Annotated in this window: 15 protein-coding genes; all 15 read right to left on the reverse strand. The window is 44.2% G+C overall.

The genetic code is table 11. The features are described from left to right. Window positions 1–210: 210 nt before the first annotated feature. Complete coding sequence (locus tag AB3G73_RS08765; protein WP_234132827.1) at window positions 211–2,763, reverse strand: zinc-dependent metalloprotease; 2,553 nt, start codon at window positions 2,761–2,763, stop codon at window positions 211–213. A gap of 77 nt (window positions 2,764–2,840) precedes the next feature. Then, on the reverse strand, window positions 2,841–4,013 hold the full coding sequence (locus AB3G73_RS08770) for an iron-containing alcohol dehydrogenase (protein WP_195649432.1): 1,173 nt from the start codon (window positions 4,011–4,013) through the stop codon (window positions 2,841–2,843). 61 nt (window positions 4,014–4,074) lie between these two features. Beyond that, window positions 4,075–5,085 carry a lysylphosphatidylglycerol synthase transmembrane domain-containing protein gene (locus tag AB3G73_RS08775; RefSeq protein ID WP_195649431.1) on the reverse strand — a complete coding sequence of 337 codons (1,011 nt, stop codon included), beginning with the start codon at window positions 5,083–5,085 and terminating at the stop codon, window positions 4,075–4,077. A 47-nt stretch (window positions 5,086–5,132) separates the two neighbouring features. Next, a complete protein-coding gene (locus AB3G73_RS08780; RefSeq protein ID WP_234132939.1) occupies window positions 5,133–6,068 on the reverse strand; it encodes a phosphatase PAP2 family protein in 936 nt (311 codons plus the stop codon). A gap of 112 nt (window positions 6,069–6,180) precedes the next feature. Further along, window positions 6,181–6,831 carry a CDP-alcohol phosphatidyltransferase family protein gene (locus AB3G73_RS08785; protein WP_217721131.1) on the reverse strand — a complete coding sequence of 217 codons (651 nt, stop codon included), beginning with the start codon at window positions 6,829–6,831 and terminating at the stop codon, window positions 6,181–6,183. 86 nt (window positions 6,832–6,917) lie between these two features. Beyond that, window positions 6,918–7,385, reverse strand: coding sequence for a GtrA family protein (locus tag AB3G73_RS08790; RefSeq protein WP_342989079.1), 468 nt, complete (start codon window positions 7,383–7,385; stop codon window positions 6,918–6,920). Window positions 7,386–7,399: 14 nt separating this feature from the next. Continuing rightward, a complete protein-coding gene (locus tag AB3G73_RS08795) occupies window positions 7,400–7,879 on the reverse strand; it encodes a phosphatidylglycerophosphatase A (protein WP_148364835.1) in 480 nt (159 codons plus the stop codon). A 162-nt stretch (window positions 7,880–8,041) separates the two neighbouring features. Beyond that, window positions 8,042–9,331: an inositol-3-phosphate synthase gene (locus AB3G73_RS08800; protein ID WP_148364834.1), complete on the reverse strand. Its 1,290-nt coding sequence runs from the start codon at window positions 9,329–9,331 to the stop codon at window positions 8,042–8,044. Window positions 9,332–9,439: 108 nt separating this feature from the next. Next, on the reverse strand, window positions 9,440–11,992 hold the full coding sequence (locus AB3G73_RS08805; protein WP_217721132.1) for a DUF5686 and carboxypeptidase-like regulatory domain-containing protein: 2,553 nt from the start codon (window positions 11,990–11,992) through the stop codon (window positions 9,440–9,442). Window positions 11,993–12,089: 97 nt separating this feature from the next. Then, window positions 12,090–13,382 (reverse strand): PAS domain-containing sensor histidine kinase, encoded by a 1,293-nt coding sequence (locus AB3G73_RS08810; RefSeq protein ID WP_195649429.1) that lies wholly within the window; start codon window positions 13,380–13,382, stop codon window positions 12,090–12,092. A gap of 26 nt (window positions 13,383–13,408) precedes the next feature. After that, window positions 13,409–14,758, reverse strand: a complete 1,350-nt coding sequence (locus AB3G73_RS08815; RefSeq protein ID WP_367744547.1) for a sigma-54-dependent transcriptional regulator — start codon at window positions 14,756–14,758, stop codon at window positions 13,409–13,411. Window positions 14,759–14,850: 92 nt separating this feature from the next. Further along, window positions 14,851–16,329 (reverse strand): TolC family protein, encoded by a 1,479-nt coding sequence (locus AB3G73_RS08820; protein WP_217721133.1) that lies wholly within the window; start codon window positions 16,327–16,329, stop codon window positions 14,851–14,853. A 129-nt stretch (window positions 16,330–16,458) separates the two neighbouring features. Further along, entirely contained in the window at window positions 16,459–19,068 is a 2,610-nt protein-coding gene (locus tag AB3G73_RS08825; protein ID WP_367744548.1) for an ATP-binding protein, read from the reverse strand. Window positions 19,069–19,152: 84 nt separating this feature from the next. Then, window positions 19,153–20,406, reverse strand: a complete 1,254-nt coding sequence (locus AB3G73_RS08830) for an ABC transporter permease (protein ID WP_258981328.1) — start codon at window positions 20,404–20,406, stop codon at window positions 19,153–19,155. Window positions 20,407–20,440: 34 nt separating this feature from the next. Next, a complete protein-coding gene (locus AB3G73_RS08835) occupies window positions 20,441–21,730 on the reverse strand; it encodes an ABC transporter permease (RefSeq protein ID WP_367745425.1) in 1,290 nt (429 codons plus the stop codon). Window positions 21,731–21,741: the final 11 nt, after the last annotated feature.

Consider the following 21,741-nt stretch of genomic DNA (forward strand, 5'->3'; position numbering starts at 1 on the left):
CAGAACCTCTGTTTTTGTCTTCAGTTCTTTCTATCGAGTCCGTAATACGGATGAAATGAACAGATTGAAGCCTTCACGTAGCAATTTAGAACCGAAACCATAAGAACGTATACCAAAGAGGGGAAAATGAAAAATCACCCCTACCACAGCATTGAATGCGGTAAGGATGATTTCATAAACTCAAAGTTTTTCTATTGGCCTCTTCTTTTTTTATTTAACCTCGAATGCAGCGTCAATCAATGCTTTCAAGTTCAGATAATGACTTTTGTATATTCCGCTAGAAGCATTTGCAGCATTGGTCAATTCTCTTCTAAGATCAGTCAACTGTCCGCGTGCTATTGTCGGTGCTTCGGAGGGAGAATCAGACATATAGGCAAAAAGTACGGCATTCGTTCCGGAGTTTTTCGGTTTTTCGAGCATTACAACCAACGAATTGACATAAGTTTTCTGCAAACCACGCTGAGCGAGATCGGGTCTTTTACCTCCCCTAAGGTCGCTCCAGATACTTTTCTTCAAGTCGAGGAACATCTCATTGGCAGTATAGGCTTTGTTTCCGTTCATCAACTCATTAGCAGTCATCTTATCAATCGTACGACTACTAATCAGCTGTTTCAGAATATTACTTTGTATACGAAAAACCTGATTGAATGTGTTTGCTCTGGTTTTCTCTGTCAGCTTGTTGTCCATCAGCCAAGTGGGCGTAGTGAACAGTTCCTTGTTCAAGAATGCCACTGCTTTCTTCTGAACATCTTTCGGTACATACTCTATCGCTTTCACCTCAGTCTGCTCCACTGAAATGGGAGTGCTGTAGATACCGCCAACGTTAGTTGCCACATGTCCCATGTACAAATAGAATTGTCCTGTCACGTTACTATATAAAGCACTTGCTTTCCCGTAGCCTTCATTCGGTTCATACGTCCAGTTCATGATTTCGGGCATCACGCGTTTCAGATTCTTGATACCATATGCACTTGCCAGCATCGCATCATCTCCCAAGTCTTCATTCTGGTTACGGGGATCGTCTCTATCACTTTCCGTGCCGAATGTATAACGCTTATCCTCTTTCAGTTTGCTGATAATCCATTTATTCATATGCGGAATTTCAGCCTCTGCCGTTTCAAATTCGGGTAACCAGCGGTAGCCCCATTCAATGGCCCATTTATCGTACATGCCGATACGAGGGAAGATGCCGGTACGCGAAATGCTATCCTCCGGTTGGGCTACGTAGTTAAAGCGTGCATAGTCCATGATAGATGGAGTATGTCCGTTGGCTTCCACCCAAGCTTTGTCTCTCAATTTTTCTACGGGAACGGTAGCGGAAGAGCCGAAGTTATGACGCAATCCTAACGTGTGGCCCACTTCATGCGAAGACACAAAACGAATCAATTCACCCATCAGTTCATCGTCAAACTGTGGTTTGCGGGCTCCCGGATCAATAGCACCAGCCTGCACGATGTACCAGTTGTAGAGCAGACTCATTACATTGTGATACCAATTAATATGTGTTTCAAGAATCTCACCACTGCGAGGGTCGTGTACATGAGGTCCGCTTGCGTTCGGAATATCCGATGGTTTGTATACGATGGCCGAATGGCGCGCGTCTTCCAGACTCCAGGTAGGATCGTCCGTCGGAGCTTCTTTGCCGATAATAGCGTTTTTGAATCCGGCTCTTTCGAAAGCTGCCTGCCAATCGTTAACCCCTTGAATGAGGTAAGGAACCCATTTTTTAGGAGTGGCAGGGTCGATATAAATCACGATCGGATTCTTCGGTTCCACTAATTCTCCACGCAGGTATTTCTCCTTGTCTTCGTCTTTCGGTTCGAGACGCCAACGGGTGATGTTGGCTTTATATTTCACACCGTGAGGATTTTCGTCGAAGTCTTTATAGCCGACAGCGAAATAACCTACTCTACTATCAAACAATCTTGGCTTCATGGGCTCTTTAGGTAACAATAACAGTGAACTGTTCAGTTCGTAAGTCATCGGGCCGGTAGAACTATAATAAGCAGCCATCATTTTCTCAATAGCGCTTCCCATAGGTGATTTCCGTTGGAAAGTACGCACGGTGCGAACTTCGATATTTTGCGGGAAAGCTTTCAAAGTATCGATATAGCTGGCTTCGGCTATCATTGAAGTGGCTCCGATATTATCTTTCATCTTACTGGAGAATGAGAACATTTCATTATCCTTACGGATAAAGTCGGTCATTTCGATAACATAGTTCTTTGTTCCGTTTTCCCTACGGATGGTTTTCAACGAGAAAGTAGCCACAATAGGCTGCACGTTAGAATTCAGCACTGCCTGATAGAGACCAAGCGTATCTGCAGAATGCTCCAGGTAGGAGATCTGACGCACAAACAACTTATTATCGGGTCCAATTTCAAAGCGGATGACCTCATCACTGATATGGTCACCCGGATAGCCAGCTTTACGTTTCTGTTTGTCCACCGGTGCTTTTACGATTCTGTTGACTATCAGGACATCACGACCCAACAAAGAATCAGCTATCTCGAAATAGTATTTTCCCTCTACATTGTGCACCTTGAAGAAACCGTTCATCGTCTTGGCTTTATCGGTGATAACCTTGCCATAGGGTTGCAGAGGATTTTTTTTTGCTTTTGCTATAGAGTCGGCTTTCGCTTTATCCACAGCCTCTGTCGTGCCTTTCTTTTTCTTCTTCTTTTTAAAGAGGTCTGTCGACTGTGCTCCGGCAGTTGGAATCAATACTGCCAGAAGCAACAAAAGTGTAGTTCGTTTTCTCATGCAATGTCTTTTAAAATATTAGTTGAAATGCAAAGTTAACAATTCGCATGAGCTAACCAAATGATACTATGCTATTTTTATAAAGCCAGATGATAAATTTCTTTACTATCTTTCTTTGTCAGCTTGACATAATTGCCTACCAATTCGCCTTTATTCCGGTGCAGACTATCTGTAAGGCGGTCTATGTCAGGATTCTCAATACCAAGTTCTTTGAAGGTCACAGGCAGGCCGATGGAAGTAAAGAAGGATTTCAGGCGGGAAATTCCTTCAAGGGCCACCGCCTTTTTATCGTCAGATTCTGCCACTCCCCACACCCGGATAGCGTATTGGGCTATCTTATCCACATTGTGTTCTGTCATCCATGTCATCCAGGCAGGGAAGATTACGGAAAGTCCGGCGCCATGAGTTACATTGTAAATAGCACTGATTTCATGTTCAAGGAAGTGGGAAGCCCAGTCCTCTTCACAACCTACACCACAGGTTCCGTTATGGGCAATGGTTCCACTCCACATCAGATTGGCACGGGCTCCGTAGTTTTCAGGTTCTTTCATGACGGTGGTTGCTTCTTTGATGATGGCAAGCAGTGTGCCTTCGCACAGACGGTCGCCTATCTCTACATCTTTCGTGTTGGTGAAATAGCGTTCCATGATGTGTGCCATCATATCAGCAATGCCGCAGGCGGTTTGGAAAGGAGGAAGTGTGTAGGTCAGTTCGGGGTTCATTACGGCAAAAACAGGACGTAGTACACCGGGAGCACGGAGGCTTAATTTCTGTAAGCCATCGACTTTCGTGATGACGGTGTTACCGGAACCCTCGCTTCCGGCAGCAGGAATCGTTAACACAACGGCTACTTTCAATGCTTTCGTCACAATGGCTTTTCCGATGTAGAAGTCCCAGAAATCTCCGTCATAAGGAACTCCGGCTGCAATAGCTTTCGCCGTATCAATCACAGAGCCGCCACCAACGGCGAGCATCATATCTACGTTCTCTTTCCGGCAGAGGTCGATTCCTTCATATACTTTCGTGTCTATCGGGTTAGGCTGTACACCGCCCAGCATACAATAGGGAATCCCTGCTTCCTGCAATGATTTCTCAACACGAGCCAATAATCCGCTGCGTATCACAGAGCCACCGCCATAGACAATCATTATTTTGCGTGCGCCGTATTTCTGCACTAATGCTCCGGTTTGCGCTTCCGTGTCCCGTCCGAATACAAATTCGGTAGGGCTGTAAAAGATAAAATTATTCATTGTCGCTTTCTTTATAGGCCTTTTTATATAGATCCTTTATAAGTCAGACAAAGTTATAAATTTAAGCAGAATATTTTTCTTTTGATTGTTTAAAGTTTCCTACTTTCATCAGTGCAAGTCCGATAACAATCCAGACCATTTCACGCACCCGGGTAATCAAAGCGGCATAGACACCGTAGGCTCCGGAAAGGGAAAGTCCACCTACGGCAAGGGCAAAGCCGCCTTCACGACCTCCCAGTTGCATGGGCAGGAAAAACAGCAGGTTGGCAAGAAGAGAAGAGAAAGCTGCAATCAGGCAGCAGTCGGCAAAGCTGACGTTAGTGGTCAGCACATTCAGTATCAGCCAGATTTCAAGACAGCTGACTACACGGGCGGTATATTCCAATAAGAGGGCACTATAAAATGTTTGTTTCTTTTGCTGATGGAGAAGTGCGATTTGTTTGTCTATATTCTCCAGTTTCTCTTTATGTGCACTTGCAAAATGAACGACTTTCTTTTTCAGGAAAGGAATACGGCTACCCATGCGGACAAAAGCTACTGCCATCCCATGCCGGTAGCCTTTGATGAAAAGAATAACGATCAGTAGGCAAAAGAGGGTTATAGCTCCCAGGATCATTCCCATCACCCACCCCACCGGGTACAGGCAGACATAAAGCAAGACTGAACTCAACCAAAAGCAAAAGTGGGAAAAGATGTGCATCATCACGTAAAGAATCACGGAAGAGGTGGCGCGTTCGATTCCTATATAGGGTTTCAGTTCCATAATGCGGTATGGCTCACCGCCCATCAGTCCGACGGGAGTCACGTAATTGAGTGCAAATCCCGTCACGGTGAATTTGTAGAGCCGGGCAAATGAAAAGCCGGTTTTACCGCTGCTACGAATTATTATATACCACGATACCGTATTAATCAGGTAGACGAACAGCCACAGCAACAAGACCAAAGGTAAATATATCCCCGCACGTTTCAGATTCATCCAAAGCTCCTGATAATCCATATCGAAAGTGAATATCATAATCAGGACGGCAATGATACCAAAGGCGAGGAATATATTACGATATTTGTTCTTCACTGTTTCTTGTATGACTTAGTACGATTTATTCCAATACGGAGATAGATCTACTTTATATATGCATAATATCTTTCGAAGAATCTTTTGAATGCCGGAATTTTCATCAATACATATTCGAATACCAGCCAGCCGATCAACGCGCAAGAGACACCGAGTAATACATCAATGATATAATGATGGCATGAATAAATGGCTGTTCCCCAAATACCTACCATAATAATAGAGAAAAGGGTAATCACATACCATCTGCATTTACCGATAATGGCGTACACTAATGCAACTACCATATAGGCCGCGTGCAGTGAAGGTACTGCCGCAAAGACGTTTGCATTGCGTCCATAGATAGAATCGAAGATGGTCACTCCGAAGAAAGCATCAAAGCGTCCCAATCCTGCTACATTGCCGGGTGTGTTAAGTATCGGTTCGAAACCGTAGTTGATAGCATACCAGGGCGGAGCTGCCGGATGGATATAATAACCGGCAAAGCCGATCAGGTTGACGAATAAGAATACCAATGCAAAGCGAAGGTAGGTTTTTCTTTCCTTCTTGAAATACAGGCAAAGCCCGAACAGGATAGGAACAGGAACCCAGCAAAGGTAGAAAATTCCGGCAAAGACGTCTGCTATCGGCCAGTTGTGTGCAGCGAAGTATTCGCAAGGGGTAACCAAAAGGCCATTATCCATCACTCCGAAGAGGGACTTTTCGAGATTATACAGTCCGGCTACGTCAATCGGGTTCACTTCGTAGTTGGGGCAAATACGCATCCAGTCATACGAAATTCCAAAAATAGCGAAAGGCAACAGAGCTACCGCCAACTTACGAGTAGGCAATCCGGCAAAAAATAAAACTAAATAGAGTACCGCCATTAACAAGTGCTCGGAACGAAGTCCGATGAAGATACCTGTCAGCAAAAGGAAAAGAGCCATAATGACTGTCACAGTCAGGGCTTCTCTCTTCGACGGCATTTGAATATTCTTTATCATCATAACGTTTTGATTAGACAACTAGACTATTTACTATTGGACTATTTACGATGTACTATTTAGGATGTACGATGTAAATAGTAAATAGTAAATCGTCCAATAGTAAATTAATTCATTCTTTCAACGCTTTGTAGCAATGTCTCACACGTGCAAAAGCCGTGATATTGGCAAACACAGCAACAAAAGCGAGAGGAACAATCATAATCAGAATCGGTTCGAAAGCGGTGATGTCTTTGAAAACGCCACAGAACAAAGCTCCGAGACTGGTCAGCACTACACGCTCCGGACGTTGCATGAATCCTACTTTACATTCGATTCCCAACCCTTCGGCACGAGCACGCACGTAGCTTACCATCAGTGAGCCGATTAACGCTATGAAGGCAATAAGTGCATAGAGGAAATAGTCTTTCATTGACAAATAGTAACAGATACCGAAGAAGGTCATCAATTCACTGTAACGGTCGAGCACTGAATCGTAAAGCGCACCGAACTTGGAACTCATGTTACCCAGGCGAGCTACACGTCCGTCCATCATATCAAACAATCCGGCAAACAAAATCACACCGCCTGCCCAGCCGATAATGGCCAAATCATTTTGACCGCCATAAATGCCGGCATATACAAACATTCCTGCCGCTACTACATTCAGGATAAATCCGGTAGTGGTGATAAAGTTAGGAGTGATCCCTATTTTAATCATTCCGCGTATCAGGGGATTGATAATCTTATAAATCAACTGTTGTAAATAATCTCTGTAATTCATCTGTTTAAATCTGTTTATATCTATTTTTATCTAAATCTTCTGTTTTCTCAATCAGTTCTTTCAATCGATCTTTTCAATCTGTTTTTTCAGTTTCTTTTTCCGAATAAATTTCTTATATCTATATTCCGGTAGACAAAAAAGCGTTGCATATTATAATTCCAGAACAATGCTACGATGATTGCCACTACCACTTTAGGAATAATAAAGAAATCTCCGAAATACAGGCTAAGCGTATCACGTACCCAAGGAATCCTCGCTAATGATTCCGTCAGTGCATACGTGCCCCACGTGTTCAGCCAAACGCTGCAAATCCATACAAGGATAAATTTTACAGCCACATTCGTTTTCTTTCCTTTCGATTTAAAGGTCCATTTATAGTTGATTACACAATTGATGATTCCTCCATAGATAGCCCCCGCCAAGGTGGCATATACGTAGTAGACTTCGAAGAGCCTGACCAGAAGAATCGTAACAAGAAAGTCTGCAATAGTTGCCATTTGAGCAGAAAGCTGCGCCCTCAAGAACATGAAGAAACCACCCTTCTGGGAAATCATCCGTGCAACTCTTTTCAGCCAATCACCCATCTTGCTCCCACTAACAAAATAAAACTATACACTCCCGCCAAAACATCGTCCATCATCACACCAACTCCACCTTTCAGGCTTTCCATACGGCGTATGCCCAACGGCTTGGCTATATCAAAGATACGGAACAAGGCAAAAGCCGCAATCACGTACCAGAACCAACAGTCGTCATTGGGGACAGCCAATAACGGTATCCACACTCCTACCATCTCGTCCACTACCACGCGCGAAGGATCTTCCCCCCAATAAGTTTCCAACTTATCGGCAGCCCAAATACCAGCGAATGTAAATACAATCACCAAAACGGCGGTCAGCCATAATACAACAGGGAAAGGAAGAAGGAAATAAAATGCAATCCAAATGATAGAAGCCAGTAACGCCCCAGCCGTGCCGGGAGCAAAAGGAGAAAAACCGGAGCCAAAGCCCGTGCCTATAAAAACAGGTAGAAAGGGAGGACGCTTCATTTATTACTTATTACTAATTACAAACTACGAGTCGGTTGTGCCATAAGTTCCCAAACGTGATCGGGAATTTGTACAATACAAAAGTAAAAGTTGAGGTTGAGCATCCACCAGTCTTTATAGGATGGTAAATCTCAATCTCAACTTATTATTCGGGGTTACTGATTAAGCTAAATAATCAGGTTCTTTTTCACCAATCATGTTACGCAATGTCTGTTTTACCATTCTCCATTGTGTAAACAAGTCGTGTTCGGGCTGATGTTCGAAATCGTGCATCGGGCTCTTGCAGAAGAATGACAACCAAGTCTGGATGCCGCACATGCCTGCACGCATAGCCAAGTCACTGAACAACACAAGGTCAAGAGCGATAGGAGCTGCAAGGATAGAGTCGCGGCAAAGGAAGTTCACCTTGATTTCCATCGGATAACCCATCCATCCGAAGATGTCGATGTTGTCCCATGCTTCTTTGTTGTCTTTGCGAGGAGGATAGTAGTTGATACGTACTTTATGATAAACATCTCCATAGAGATCCGGGAATTTTTCGGGTTCAAAGATCGTATCGATTACAGACAGCTTGCTGACTTCTTTCGTCTTGAAGTTATCCGGATCATCGAGTACTTCACCGTCACGGTTACCGAGGATATTGGTAGAGAACCAACCGTTCACACCCAGCATACGGGTTTTGAACATCGGAGCTAATACGGTTTTCATCAGTGTCTGACCACTCTTGAAGTCTTTACCGGAGATAGGTACATTCTTTTGTTTAGAGAATTCCCACATAGCAGGAGTATCTACACATAAGTTAGGAGCACCCATTACGAACGGAGCGTCTTCTGCAATCGCAGCATACGCATAACACATACTCGGAGAAATCACTTCTGTGTTGTTTTCCTTCATTGCTTTCTCTAAAGCAGCGAGTGACATGTGTTCGTCAGACAACGGAATGTAGATTTCAGTACTTGCAGCCCAAAGCACAACGACACGTTCGCAGTTGTTAGCTGCCTTGAAGTCGCGGATATCCTGACGAAGTTGTTCTACCATTTCCCAACGGGTAGCAGCTTTCTTAACGTGCGTACCGTTCAGACGTTTTGCCCAGTTATGATCGAAAGCAGCCGGCATCGGCTTGATAGCTTCCAACTCTTCTTTCACTCCGTTCAGGTCTTTTTCTTTCAAAACCTCGGCGTACATAGCAGCTTCGTATGCGTTGTCCGGGAAAATATCCCATCCTCCGAAAACAATGTCTTCCAAATTCGTCAAAGGCACAACGTCCTTGATGAGTTTTTCTTCGTTGTTCTCCATGCGCATTGTGGCTAACTGTGTAATAGATCCTATCGGTTTTGCCAGTCCCTTACGAGAGGCTAGTGTACCTACAATCATCGTGGTAGCTACCGCACCACCCACTCCGACTACCAGTACGCCAAGACGCCCGGTAGCGGGTTTAATTTCTTGTTTCATTTCTATTCTATTAAAATTAAACTAAAATTGATGCAAAAATAAGATTAATTAATTACTAATACGGTCTTTATTTGTCATATAAACATTGCAATTAGCAGGATTTAACTTTTAAAAGGTCATGTGGAGACTTATTCTCAAGCCGGATTTGTCAATCCCGGGAGAATCACGATAAGTGAGCCTCCAGACATAGTCTAAACGTAACACCTTGAAAATGTTTTCGATACCGACACCCGCCTCCACGTAAGGTGTTTTTCCCATTGTTTGTGTGTGTTCTATCGGAAAAGCGAACAAACCGTCACTCAAAGCAGGGTTGTTTTTATCGCTCAAATGTCCATATAGACCCCGACAGGAAACTATTTCCCTCCATTTAAGTTTTTTCAACAACGGGACGCGGTTGAACAGCCATCCGTTGAGGAAATAAGTAACATCCCACGAGAAATATTCATCGTTCATAAACTCCATCGCATTCATCAACGAGTAGGATTCGGGTTGGATGGTATAAGAAAGGTTGGCATTAGGCATGATTAGCAACGGAAAAGGAACTTTGTCCCACACTTTTCCGGCTTTCAGGATAATGTCTGTATAGCCGAATGCGGAAAACCAGAAGCGTTTCTGAATACCGGCCTCGGTATGATTGTAGGTATAATCACTACCCAACACGTCTTTTCCGGCAAGGGTATGCGACAGGGTAAACACCGGTGCATCCAACGATACAGGGAAACGGTTCCATTGAGTCTGGAAGAATTTCTCGTTCGGAGCATAACGCAGTTTCAACTCTGCCGCAGTGATAGAGAAATCTTTGACCGGAGTGTACGCATCTCCTTCTTTTTTTAAGAAAGGAATCAGATAGGAGGACTCATCTTTTCGTGTACGTGCCGTCAACTGGAAAGAAAAACCGGAATAAAACTCATTGGTATAGGTCATCTCTGCTTGCCGGAAGTAGCCGATACGGTCGTCTTTCTCACGTTTCAAAGCCAGAAACACGTTGTCTTTACTTGTATACAGGTAGTTTTGCCCGTACTGGTTTACATCGGATTCGTAACGCAATTTCAGAGAATGGATCGGAAATTCATTGGCATATTCTTTTTTCTTCTTGAATGAATATTCCAGTTCCGCCAATCCTTTCACTCTTTCATCTTTAAAACCGTAGGCCACATATCCTTTGCCAAACAGGTGCGGATTGAGCCAGGCGGTTGTCATACCTCCGGCACGAATGCGAGGACCCTCCAATGTATTACCGCTGATGGTGGCATTCATCGGGCCGATATAAAAAAGAGGGGCTTCTTTAGAGGTAGGGATATATCCCGTAAAGAGAATGGAAAGCACTTTTTCGGTCCAGTAATATACCGGATAGCTGCGTAATTGCGTCATCAGGCGGTCTACCGAGTTTTCCTGTTGGGAGATAGCGGCTTGCGGGCGGTTCTCCGCCCAGAATGTTTCGGGACGAGACAGGGCTTCGGTTTCTTCAATAATGCGTTCGGGCTTGGTGAAAGCTTTGCCAGCTTCAGCAGTCGGGATAAAGGTGTAGTTGCTGTAATCTGCCACACGGCGGGCAAAAATACCGTCCTGCCCTTCGGTCAGTTTAAACTCAACAGTGATGCTTTCGTGGTCGAGCAAGCGTGTACCATCTTCGGCACGCTTGAATTCCTGCTCAAGCAACATATAATCCACAAAGTTCAGGTTTATCCTTTTGGGGAAATTAAATACGGCACGTTTGACAAAATAAGTAGAGTCGAGCACCACATACAGATGTCCGTTGAAACCGAAAGACTCGGAATTGAATGGTGTAAAAGCGAGGTCTACACAGGGTTCTCCGGCAATCTGTAAAGTATCCATCAGGTAATATTTATAGAAACCTGTGCCGATACGAGACAAAGGACTGACAAACTTGTTCGTGAACAGGGAGATATTATTTTCATAAATGTCTACGTCTTTAAAGACTTCATTGATGGCAGCCTGCATTCCTTGTTTGGAGAGAAACTCATCGACCCCGGCCTGTTTACGCCCTTTCACCCACTGCTTCTCGGAACGGGGAGATTTCCGGTAATAGTCTGTGGCAAGCAGTTCGCGAGCCGATACTGTCAGAATCGGTTTACCGGTGACGGCGGAAGTGTCTACGTATTCGGTAAGGAAATCAAATTTACGATACAGCCATTTCTTCTGTTTCTCTTCATCGAAATTGTTCAATGCGAAAGTGGTCTTTTCATAACGTTCGCGTTGCCAAAAGTCTTTTTCGTAGGGGGAATGGTTGTCACGGCTTTCAATCATGCGGCGCACAAATTCTACGGCCGGATTATCTTTCTTCCGATAGTGCTCGCGTTTGGGTTTTACCACTACTTCACCGAGGGCATATTCGGTAGGCGAAAGCGCCACTTTATACGATGCGTTATGGGCAGGACGAATGGAATGGATATAGTCATTATAACCGATTACAGAGATAACAAGCACTGCTTCGGAACGGTTGGTTTTGAAGTAGAAACGTCCGTCGCTTCCGGTAGTAGTTCCTTCTGTCGTGTCTTTTAAGCGTACAGATGCATAAGGCAGAGGTTCTTTCGTCAGAGAATCAGTCACCACACCTTGCACCACATACTGCGCACTTAGCGGAATACTGATAGCCAATAAAAGAAAGAGCGTCAATGTGCCTTTTTTCATTAATCTCATACCTTAAATCCTATTGAATTGAGCGGGGCAAAGGTATGAGTGATTTTAAGACAAAAAAAGGTCTATTTGATGGAAGAAATGTTCTTATTTGACACAATTAGGGGAAAATAATGCGGAACCGGGTCAGGCCATCGGCGTAGGTTCGCAAAGAGAATGTGCATCCGTGACGCATCAGGACTTCACGAATAAAGATAAGCCCGATTCCCTGACCGTTCGGTTTGGTGGAGAAGAAGGGGCTGAACAGTTTAGCTTCTGTTTCCTTGCTGATCCCCTTACCGTTATCTATCACTTCAACAGTGGCGGGAGACATAGTACGGACTATTATTTCTCCATCGGCTTCAATGCTTTCCACCGCATTTTTGATGATGTTTACGAGTACTTGTTCAAACAAAGCGGCATCCAGCATAACGTCTTTCATACTTTCATCTATTTCCATGCGGAGGACAATATGACGGTCATTACACATTCCTTCCATAAAGCGTTTGCAGGTGAAAACCAAATCATTCAGATTGATAGAAGAAAGTGTCGGTTCAGGGATTTTCACAACGTCAGCAAAACGGGTAATGAAACGACTCATCGAGAAACAACGGTCGGTACACACACGCATCACGTCGCAGATGTCGTCCATACCTTCTTCACAGGAAAGGGCTTGTTCTACCGTATCCAGTGTAGAAGTGATGCCGGCAGTTGTGTTGTTCACTTCGTGAGCAATCATGCGGATCACTTTCTCATAGGCTTTCTTTTCCGCTTTCATCACTTCGTCAGTAAGGGTTTCCACCAAGTAGAAAGGGTGCTGAAATCCACGGTCGATGAAGGAGGAATGAGTGCACCGGTAGATATTCGAGTCGTTCAGACGGACAGTAACCGTCTCTCCTTTCGGAAGGCTGGACAGTTCCACCGCCAACGGAGAATCAATTTCTTTCATCTTCTTGCCTTGTACATCTTCCAGACGAACGCCCAGCATCTTCAAAGCCATCGGATTCAGTTCCGCAAGGTCTTCATCAAGGGAGGTTATGATAACTCCCATCGGAGAAGCCTTAATCAGCAGATCGAGAAAGTTATTCTGCTCACGCAGACGGAGACGTTCATTCTTGAGCTGTTCCATCATACGGTTGAATATATTCACCACACGGTCGGCTTCATATTGTCCTACAGGACTAAGACGGCTACTGAAATCCTGCTCACGCAGCAGTTCCATACCGCTTCCGATGGTATTCAACGGTTTCACTATCTTACGATAGAAGAATGTCAGATAAAGCAGGATAAAAAGCACCAGCCCCTCTCCTATGTAGAAAAAGAGCGCGTTTATCTGACTGGAGAGATAGAGCAATATACTGCCCAATGCCAGCAACAGAATGACAAGTATGTAAAAAAGTCCTTTTATACGCACGTTTATCTGTAATTAACAGTTTGTTTTTATACTGTAATATTATATTTTTCGAGGCGTCGGTAAAGGGCGGCACGACTGATGCCTAATGCCGTAGCTACCTGACTAAGATTTCCTTTGCAGCGTTCCAAAGCCTGAAGAATGGTCTGACGTTCTATTTCGTCTAAAGTCATTCCGGCCAGTGCTGCGCCTTCGGCTACTTTTGCATCATCGTGACGGATGTACTGGGCGTCAAAATCGGAAGCATCGAGAAGCGGTTTGCCACTTACCAAAATAGTGCGTTCCACCAAATTCTTCAATTCACGGATATTCCCCGGATAAGGCAAACGGCTCAAGAATTGCAGGGCATCGGCAGAAAACTCCGTACAGGGCAATCCATTGGTTACAGCCTGGCAGTCAGCAAAATGACGTGCCAGCAAAGGAATATCCTCACGACGTTCGCGCAGAGCCGGCAGTTTCACCGTTATCAGATTGATACGGTAGAACAGGTCTTCACGGAAAGTACGCTCGCCCACCATCTTACGCAAATCGGCATTGGTGGCTGATACCACCCGAATATCCGTCTTGCGGGCGCGGCTGTCACCAAGCACTTCAAATGTTTGATCCTGCAATACGCGTAACAACTTCACCTGGCACGAAAGATCAAGATCACCGATCTCATCCAGAAAAATCGTTCCTTTGTTTGCCATCTCGAAACGTCCGATACGATCTGCGGAAGCATCGGTAAAAGCTCCTTTCTTGTGCCCGAACATCTCACTTTCAAACAGGCTTTGGGAAATTCCTCCGAGATTCACTTTCACAAAAGGATATTTGGCACGCTGACTGTTGATATGAATGGCTTCGGCTATCAGCTCCTTACCTGTTCCGCTTTCTCCTGTTATCAATACAGAAGCATTGGTCTTTGCTATGCGGGCAATGGTATTCAACACATCCATCAATCCCTGGCTACGCCCGATGATGTGGCTGCGGTCGAAAGACTCGCTCTGTTCCTGGGTTGTCTCCTGTGAAGTGGCGGAAAGTTCGAGTGCCGTTTCGATGCGTTGTAACAAGGCGGCATTATTCCATGGCTTCGTAATGAAATCAAAGGCTCCTGCCTGCATTCCTTGCACGGCAAGTTGGATACTTCCCCAAGCGGTCATTAAAATCACCGGTACTTCGGGACGGAATATTTTTACTTGTTTGAGCAGGGTTAAACCTTCCTCACCCGTTGTGGAAAGAGTGAAGTTCATATCCATCAGAATCAAATCCGGTGCTACGGAACGTACTACTTCCATTGCTTCCCGCGGACCGGGAACGGTCTGTGCTTCGTATCCTGCCCGTTTCAACATGAAGCTAAGCGAAGAACGCACTGCGCTGTCGTCGTCAATTATCAGAATCATAGTTTATGTTCTTTTTAATCATAGGTATTGTTTTACTGCTATGACTGTACAAAGCTACAAAAAAATAGCAACCGGCATCACTCTTCTCTTTTTTATTGCCGGATAATTTCATCAAAATCAGCTTCAAGTTCGGAGTTCGAACGAAAATCCCATAGCGTCAGACTGCGAATCTGATAATAGTAATACCAATAATAATAGAGTTCGGAAATATGTTTCTGTCTTGCCTCATCTTTAGAGTTCTGCGCATCATTCAGATCTAAGGTATTGATTTTGCCTATCAGGAAAGTTTCAATACTGGTTTTATAACGTTGCTGTGCAATTGCATCAGCTTCCTTCGCTATGTCCAACTGCTGCGCCTGATTATTAAAATGCTCCACCAACAGAAAGATATCCTGATTGAAGTTGATCTGTTCCTGGCGGATCTTTGAAAGCACTACATCCCGGTTACTCTTGGCTACCCGGACTTTTCCACGACGTTTTCCCCAATCGAGAATCGGAATCTTAACGCCTACCTGAACAATCTGATTATCCTGCAAGTTCCGGTAAACGGCAGGGAAGTTCCGGTTCTCGCCAGTATACCCCACGCTTGCAAAAAAATCGACACTACGCAGATTTCCGCGTGCGGTGGCTACTTCATAATCGGCTTCCAACTGGCGACGACGGATATTCTGTGCAAACGAGTTACGTTCCAATGCTTTATTTAAAACCAGATTGTACTCCATCTTCGGACGGTCCACCGCCTCGGGGAGAACAGGATTTAGTATTTCATCTTCACCTACTCCCAAAAAAGCACGGAGCTGGAACATTTTGGCATTGAGGTCACTCTCTGCCTCTGTTAATGCTGCTTTCGCATTCAAGGCGGAAAGTTTGAGCTGTAAGAGTTCATTCTCGGAAATCTGTCCCATTTTACGTTTGGCAAGAGCCACTTCATAAAGGTGATCAGCATTTGTCAGGTTCTGTTTCGCTGTGCCGAGATTTTCTCTTGCCAGCAAGAGATTGAAGTAGTAAGTGATAGCACGCATTGTCACTTCTTCGGTAGCAGTGATAAAAGCAGCTTTTGCTTCGGCATAACGCACCGGTTCAATGCGCCTGTTCCATTTTATATGATTCACTCCAAAGATGGGTTGCGTGAGTTGTAAGGTGACAGGGACGGACATAAAGTGACGGTCACCTCCGGCTCCCAATTGTTTGATATAGTCGAGAGAAGAGGTCAACGAAAGTTTACCACCGGTGAGCCATATGTTCTGATCGATGGAAAGATCACCGGTCAGTCCTAAGGTGTTGTTACGGACGAAGCCGTAAGAACCGTCCGAATTTTGATAAGAACTATATGATTTATTATAATTGGGCAGAGTTCCGGTCAGGTTGACTTCCGGCAGCAGATCGGCACGAAAAGTGCGATATTCCCAATAGGCTGTTTTCAACTCGTTTAAAGCAACGGCAGCATCCACAGATTGAGCACGTGCCATCGCAATGGCTTCATTTAAGGTGATCTCCCTTTCTTTCTGCGCCGACAATGCCAATGGCAGACAAGCGGCAACAAGAGCAAACAATATACGTTTCTTTTTCATTATGCACAGTATTTTCCTCCAACAGAGGATCAAACGATGTGCCAAAAAAGTAATGTTTTTATTTTCAACAGATTACAGAATAAGAAAAGTGTTCATTTTCGGACACTATGCCCACAAATGAACGTTCGATTATTCGCAGTAGTTAGGAAGGCGCACAGTGAACCGGGTACCTTTACCTACTTCGGAAGTGACGGAGATAACGCCATTCAGCCGTTCGACAATGGTTTGGCAAATACTTAATCCCAAACCCGCTCCTTGTGTGAAGTTATCGACTTTATAGAATCGTTCGAATATATGACGAATACCTTCTTCCGAAATACCTACTCCGGTATCTTCTACAAAGATACGGATGTATCCGGGATCTTCATCATTTTCATAGCCGAAGGTAATGAAACCGCTACTCGTAAACTTAGCAGCGTTATTAATCAGGTTATTCACCACTTGCTGCAAGCGGACGTTGTCCGTTGTCAGATATTTCTTATCGCTTTCGGGCATACGCAACACCAGTTCTACTCCCGGAGGCATATTCAGCCGTTGAGAATCGTGGACGGTCTTTAACAACAAAGACAGGTTATGCTCTGCAAACATAAATTCCATGGTTCCCGATTCAATACGTGACAAATCAAGAATATCATTAATCAAAGCCAGCAACAGACCACAATTCTTATTGATGGTTCCAATAAACTGGGTAATCTCTTCTCCCGTAAAGCCGCTCGTGTCGCTTAACAAATCAGAGAAACCTACAATTGCATTCAACGGAGTCCGAATCTCATGGCTCATGTTTGCAAGGAAGGCCGATTTCAGTTTGTCAGCCTGGAGAGCTTTATCACGCGCCTCTCTCATCTCTTGCTCGGCAGTCTTATATCGTTGGATACTCTGACAAACACCTAATATATTGTACAATGAATCTTGTGTCAGCCCTGTGATTACAGAAGAACGGTATTCCCACCATTCATACTCTCCACTAACATTCCGCTGACGGAAGTTCAGGCGGGTATTTGAATCTTCACCCGTCAATGCCCTATCAAACAGTGGACTAATTTCTTTCAAATCTTCAGGATGGATGGTACGATCCATTTCATCACGGGAAATCGTAGTAACCGTTTCATCATATCCAAGACGTTTCAGGAAACCTTGCGGGAAAATAAAACAGTTTGTTTCCATATCAAACTGCCACGGATAGATGGAACTCTCATCTACTGCCATATCAAAGAAACGCTTCTGCATTTCTTCATTCGAAATATTCCGTGCGGAAAGTGCCATACCGGTAATCGTATTCTTTGAACGGATCGGGACAATCTCCCCCGACACCGGAAAGTATTTATCACTATGCACTTCTTTCATGAAAGCTCCCTGCGGTATCTCCACACTTTCTCCTTTAACAGCTACCTGCTTCAACATGGAATGAAGAATATCCTGACCGTCATAATATATCTTGAAGATGCTGCCTGCCATCATTCCTTCATAAAAACGACCTCCCGACTCATATGGCAAATGAAGCATTTGTAATAAGGAACGATTTGTGAAATGGATGTGCAAATCGGTATCATACGTTATCACACCATCGCGGATGGAATGAAATACATTATCAAACTCATTACGCTGTTCCACAAGTTTGTTCTGCACGAGCAGACGGGTCTGTGCCTGAATCCGTCGTTTGGATTCACGTCGGTTGGCACGCATCAACCACACAATAGAAGCTATCAGCAATGCCAGGATAGACGGATAGAGCAGTATAAAAAGGTATTTATATTTCTCCCAATACGGTTCGTTAACGATGGTTCCGCTAGAGGCTACTTTATCGGGGTCAATATGAAAATAATCCAACTGTTTATAGTCATAGATGAATCCCTGTGTGATTTCTGTCACTCCTATGTCTTGAGGGGATGTACCTTTTAAGACTAAAGCAGCCCTTTGAGCTGCCGATAATGCCGAAGTATAGCTGTCGGCATCATAAGCGCCAAAAACTCCATTGGTCAATCCCACATTCTGGCTCGAAAAGACAGGAGCTTTTGAGTTTTTGCCAACAAATGAAAGGAAAGGCGACCATTTAGGAGCAACTACCAGACGTTCATAACTGTTACGAGGATAACAAATAGCGGCAATAATATGACTCGTTGTATAATTTTGAGTATTATAGACTTTCATTCTATAATCCGGATTATCTTTTTGAAAGATTTTCCACTCTTCTTCAAAATCTTCAAGGCCTTTGTTACTCAAAAAGCTGTTATCTATCACACAGACCACTTCTTTCCGCCGGGGAAATATCTTTTGCGCCTGACGCAATATGACATCAAAATCCGGATTGGCTGTGAACCCGCAAACATTGGGATGAGTAGCAAGCAGCTTCGTATCAGGATACTTAATGCCGAAAAACACGACCGGTATCTGCAAAGGCAACGAATCTCCACAGGCAAAAAGAGTATAGAAAGCTTCATCACTTGCTGTTATAATCAAATCGGTCTGCCTGTCACGGGCACGCTGACAAAAACGACGCATAATTACTTTTTCGGAGTTGAATGCCCAAAAATCGGCATCAAGATACTCCGTTGTTATATTCACCTTCAGGCCACTTTCTTTAAATCCTTTGGCCAACCCCTGATTAAGATCACTATGCCAAGGAGTTTGTGAGGTGTATGACTGTATAAACAGGATATTGTATGTACGTTCCGCTGCTACCGCCTGAATAAGAACAGCAAAAAACAGAACGATAAGCAAACAATAGTAGCGTCGATTCATATAATTAAAGCCTGCGGTGTTTTCAATATTATGCCGACAAAGATACGTTAATTATATTGAAAACAAACAGATAGCCCAAGTTTTTTATTCTTCGCGCAACGCCTCGGCAGGGTGTATGCGAATGGCCTGACGAGCAGGGAACCAAATGCCTATGAGAATCATTAAAGTCATCAAGAAATAGGTAATGGCAAATGTGATAAGAAAACGTACCACTCCCCATTCCAAATACCCTCCCGTCAAATCCAAGTAGCCGATATTATAGCATATCACAGCAGCAGGCAAAGCGGCCAGCGTCAACAGTAATAATCCTTCTTTATTCAGCCGTTGCCAAAGCTGCATCCGGCTGGACCCAACTGCTATACGAAGCGCCGATTCAGCACGACGGTGCTGTGTACGGAACCAGAATGTGCCGACAATACCCAACAGGATATTAAGCAGTAAGAATCCCATCATCCAGAAACGTACTTGTACCTGATTGTAACTCCCTTGCTGGAAATCATTGCGTATATCTTCGTAATCATGCACTTTCAGGATGAATAGGTTACCGACACTCAACTGACTGGCGGATAATTTCATCAAACGTTCCGGAAAGTCTGTGGAAGTTCCCGGTTTCACCCGCAAACAAACTTCCACATTGGAAGGATAAAACTCATCATCAAGTTCGGCCATTTCTTTTTCTGTAATGGCAACAGCTACATACCGGTCGCTATAATTAGCCCAGAAATCATTGTAACGCACTTTTGCCGATACACCTCCTATCTTGTACACTTCTGTAGAATCATCCACACTTACCAGATTCTTACCCAGTAGTGTACGGTCTCCTTTATAATCAGGCCGCCAGAAGTTTTCACCCACTACGACATTACCATTCTTCAAAGCCTGTACCAATGGTTCATATCCACGTCCATCGGCACTCTGATAACGGAATACCTGAAAGAAGTCAGGAGTCATCGCACGATTCAGCGGATTACTAACCAGTGTGTCAAGACGCACCATCATGCCGGAATTACTACCAATATAGGGACGTGCATTATTGGATATGGAAACAGCTTCCACCTCCGGCAACCGACGGAGACGATTGGTTAATTCGGTGATATCCTGTCCCAGCGTGGTATTCTTTTGCTCTTTCGAAAGATACGAGTCGCTCTTGTTGTTTTTCAGACTAAGTTCCAGATAGTAAGTATCGGTTATATCAAATCCTACCGGTTCGTAATAGGTACGAGCCGTCACATATGTCCAGTCGACCACATACCACAAGACCACAAAAACAATTAATAGTTCCGACCATAACCATCCGTTTGACCGGCGTTCATTCCATATTTGTTTTAATAGTTGCATTTTCTTTAGAATTAATGAGTTGAATGTGATTGGATTATCTTTCGTTTATGGCGTCAACAATATTGGTGCGGGTTACTTTCCATGCCGGAATAGCCGCACTTAACAGATTGAGCAAGAAGCAGGCAAAGAATGCCAACAGGAATACGACAGGATCGAATAATAAGTCGATGCACATAGTCCGCCAATCTTCCACGCCATTAGATACGAAATCTACAGAGAAAAGCATTCCTCCCAAAAGGAAAGCGGCAACATAACTTAATACCAATCCGAGAATACCTCCGAAGAGAGAATAAAGCATATTTTCGGAAAGCACTTGCATCATAAGTTCACGTCTGGGGGCACCAAAGGCTTTTCGCACGCCTATTTCAGAGATACGCTTACGCATACGCGACAAAGTAAGTCCGGACAAGTTGACAGCAGGAACAAGTAACAGAACAAGCAGCGTCAAGATATATTGCCGGACAGCTTCTTTTACAGCCGGAGGATTATTGGCGGAGTATCGTTGCGCGGCTACAAAATAGGTATCGGGTTGTCCACGATAAAGCAGATCGAAGTTGGGATGCCCAGCCATGAAAATGGCTCTTAGCCGATCCGCCTCCTGGTGAATCGCCGGAAAATCTTCTTTTGATTTGGCCAGAATGTAGACAGCAGTCATTCCCATGATATTTTCATCCCCCCAAGTGGTTGTGAAAGCATTTGTCGAACTTAAAGGAATCCAGACCTGTGCATAAGCGTAATTCGCCAATTTAGACACCGGGTGCACTACTCCACAAATAACATAAGCTGAATGATTCAGAAGAAAGGTTTTTCCAACTACTTCTGATGTTCCGAACAAGCAGCGTGCCATGTCTTCGGAGATTACGGCTTTTGCCGCACCCGCATCAAAATCGGCATTATCATACGGTTTACCGGATATAAAATCAAACTCGAACACTTTCCAGAAAGCATCGTCTGTTTGCAACACACTACAACTCTCCATTTCGCCTGCCGGTTTGGCTGCCAACATTGTTTCCCGAAAAAAACTAGTGATGGAAACCGCTTCGGGAGTTTTCATTTCTTTGAAACAGGCTTTCGCTGTATTGTATCCGATAGGACCGTTACTCTGCCAGTTCACATTGGATTTGTTCTGAAGTCCGGCATACCGGAAAATGAGCATCCGGTCACGATGGGTCTCCGGTGCAAAAGGAGCGATTGTTGCACGTAAAGTGATGACAATTACCATAATCATAGCAATAGCCAAAGCTGTACCTATAATAGAAATAGAAGAAAGCAGTTTATTTTCCCTCAACAGATGGAACGCTTGTTTAAAGTAGAGTTTTATCATTATCATTTCAG

The organism is Bacteroides sp. L008 (assembly GCF_040812255.1).
Taxonomy (GTDB): Bacteria; Bacteroidota; Bacteroidia; order Bacteroidales; family Bacteroidaceae; genus Bacteroides; species Bacteroides vicugnae.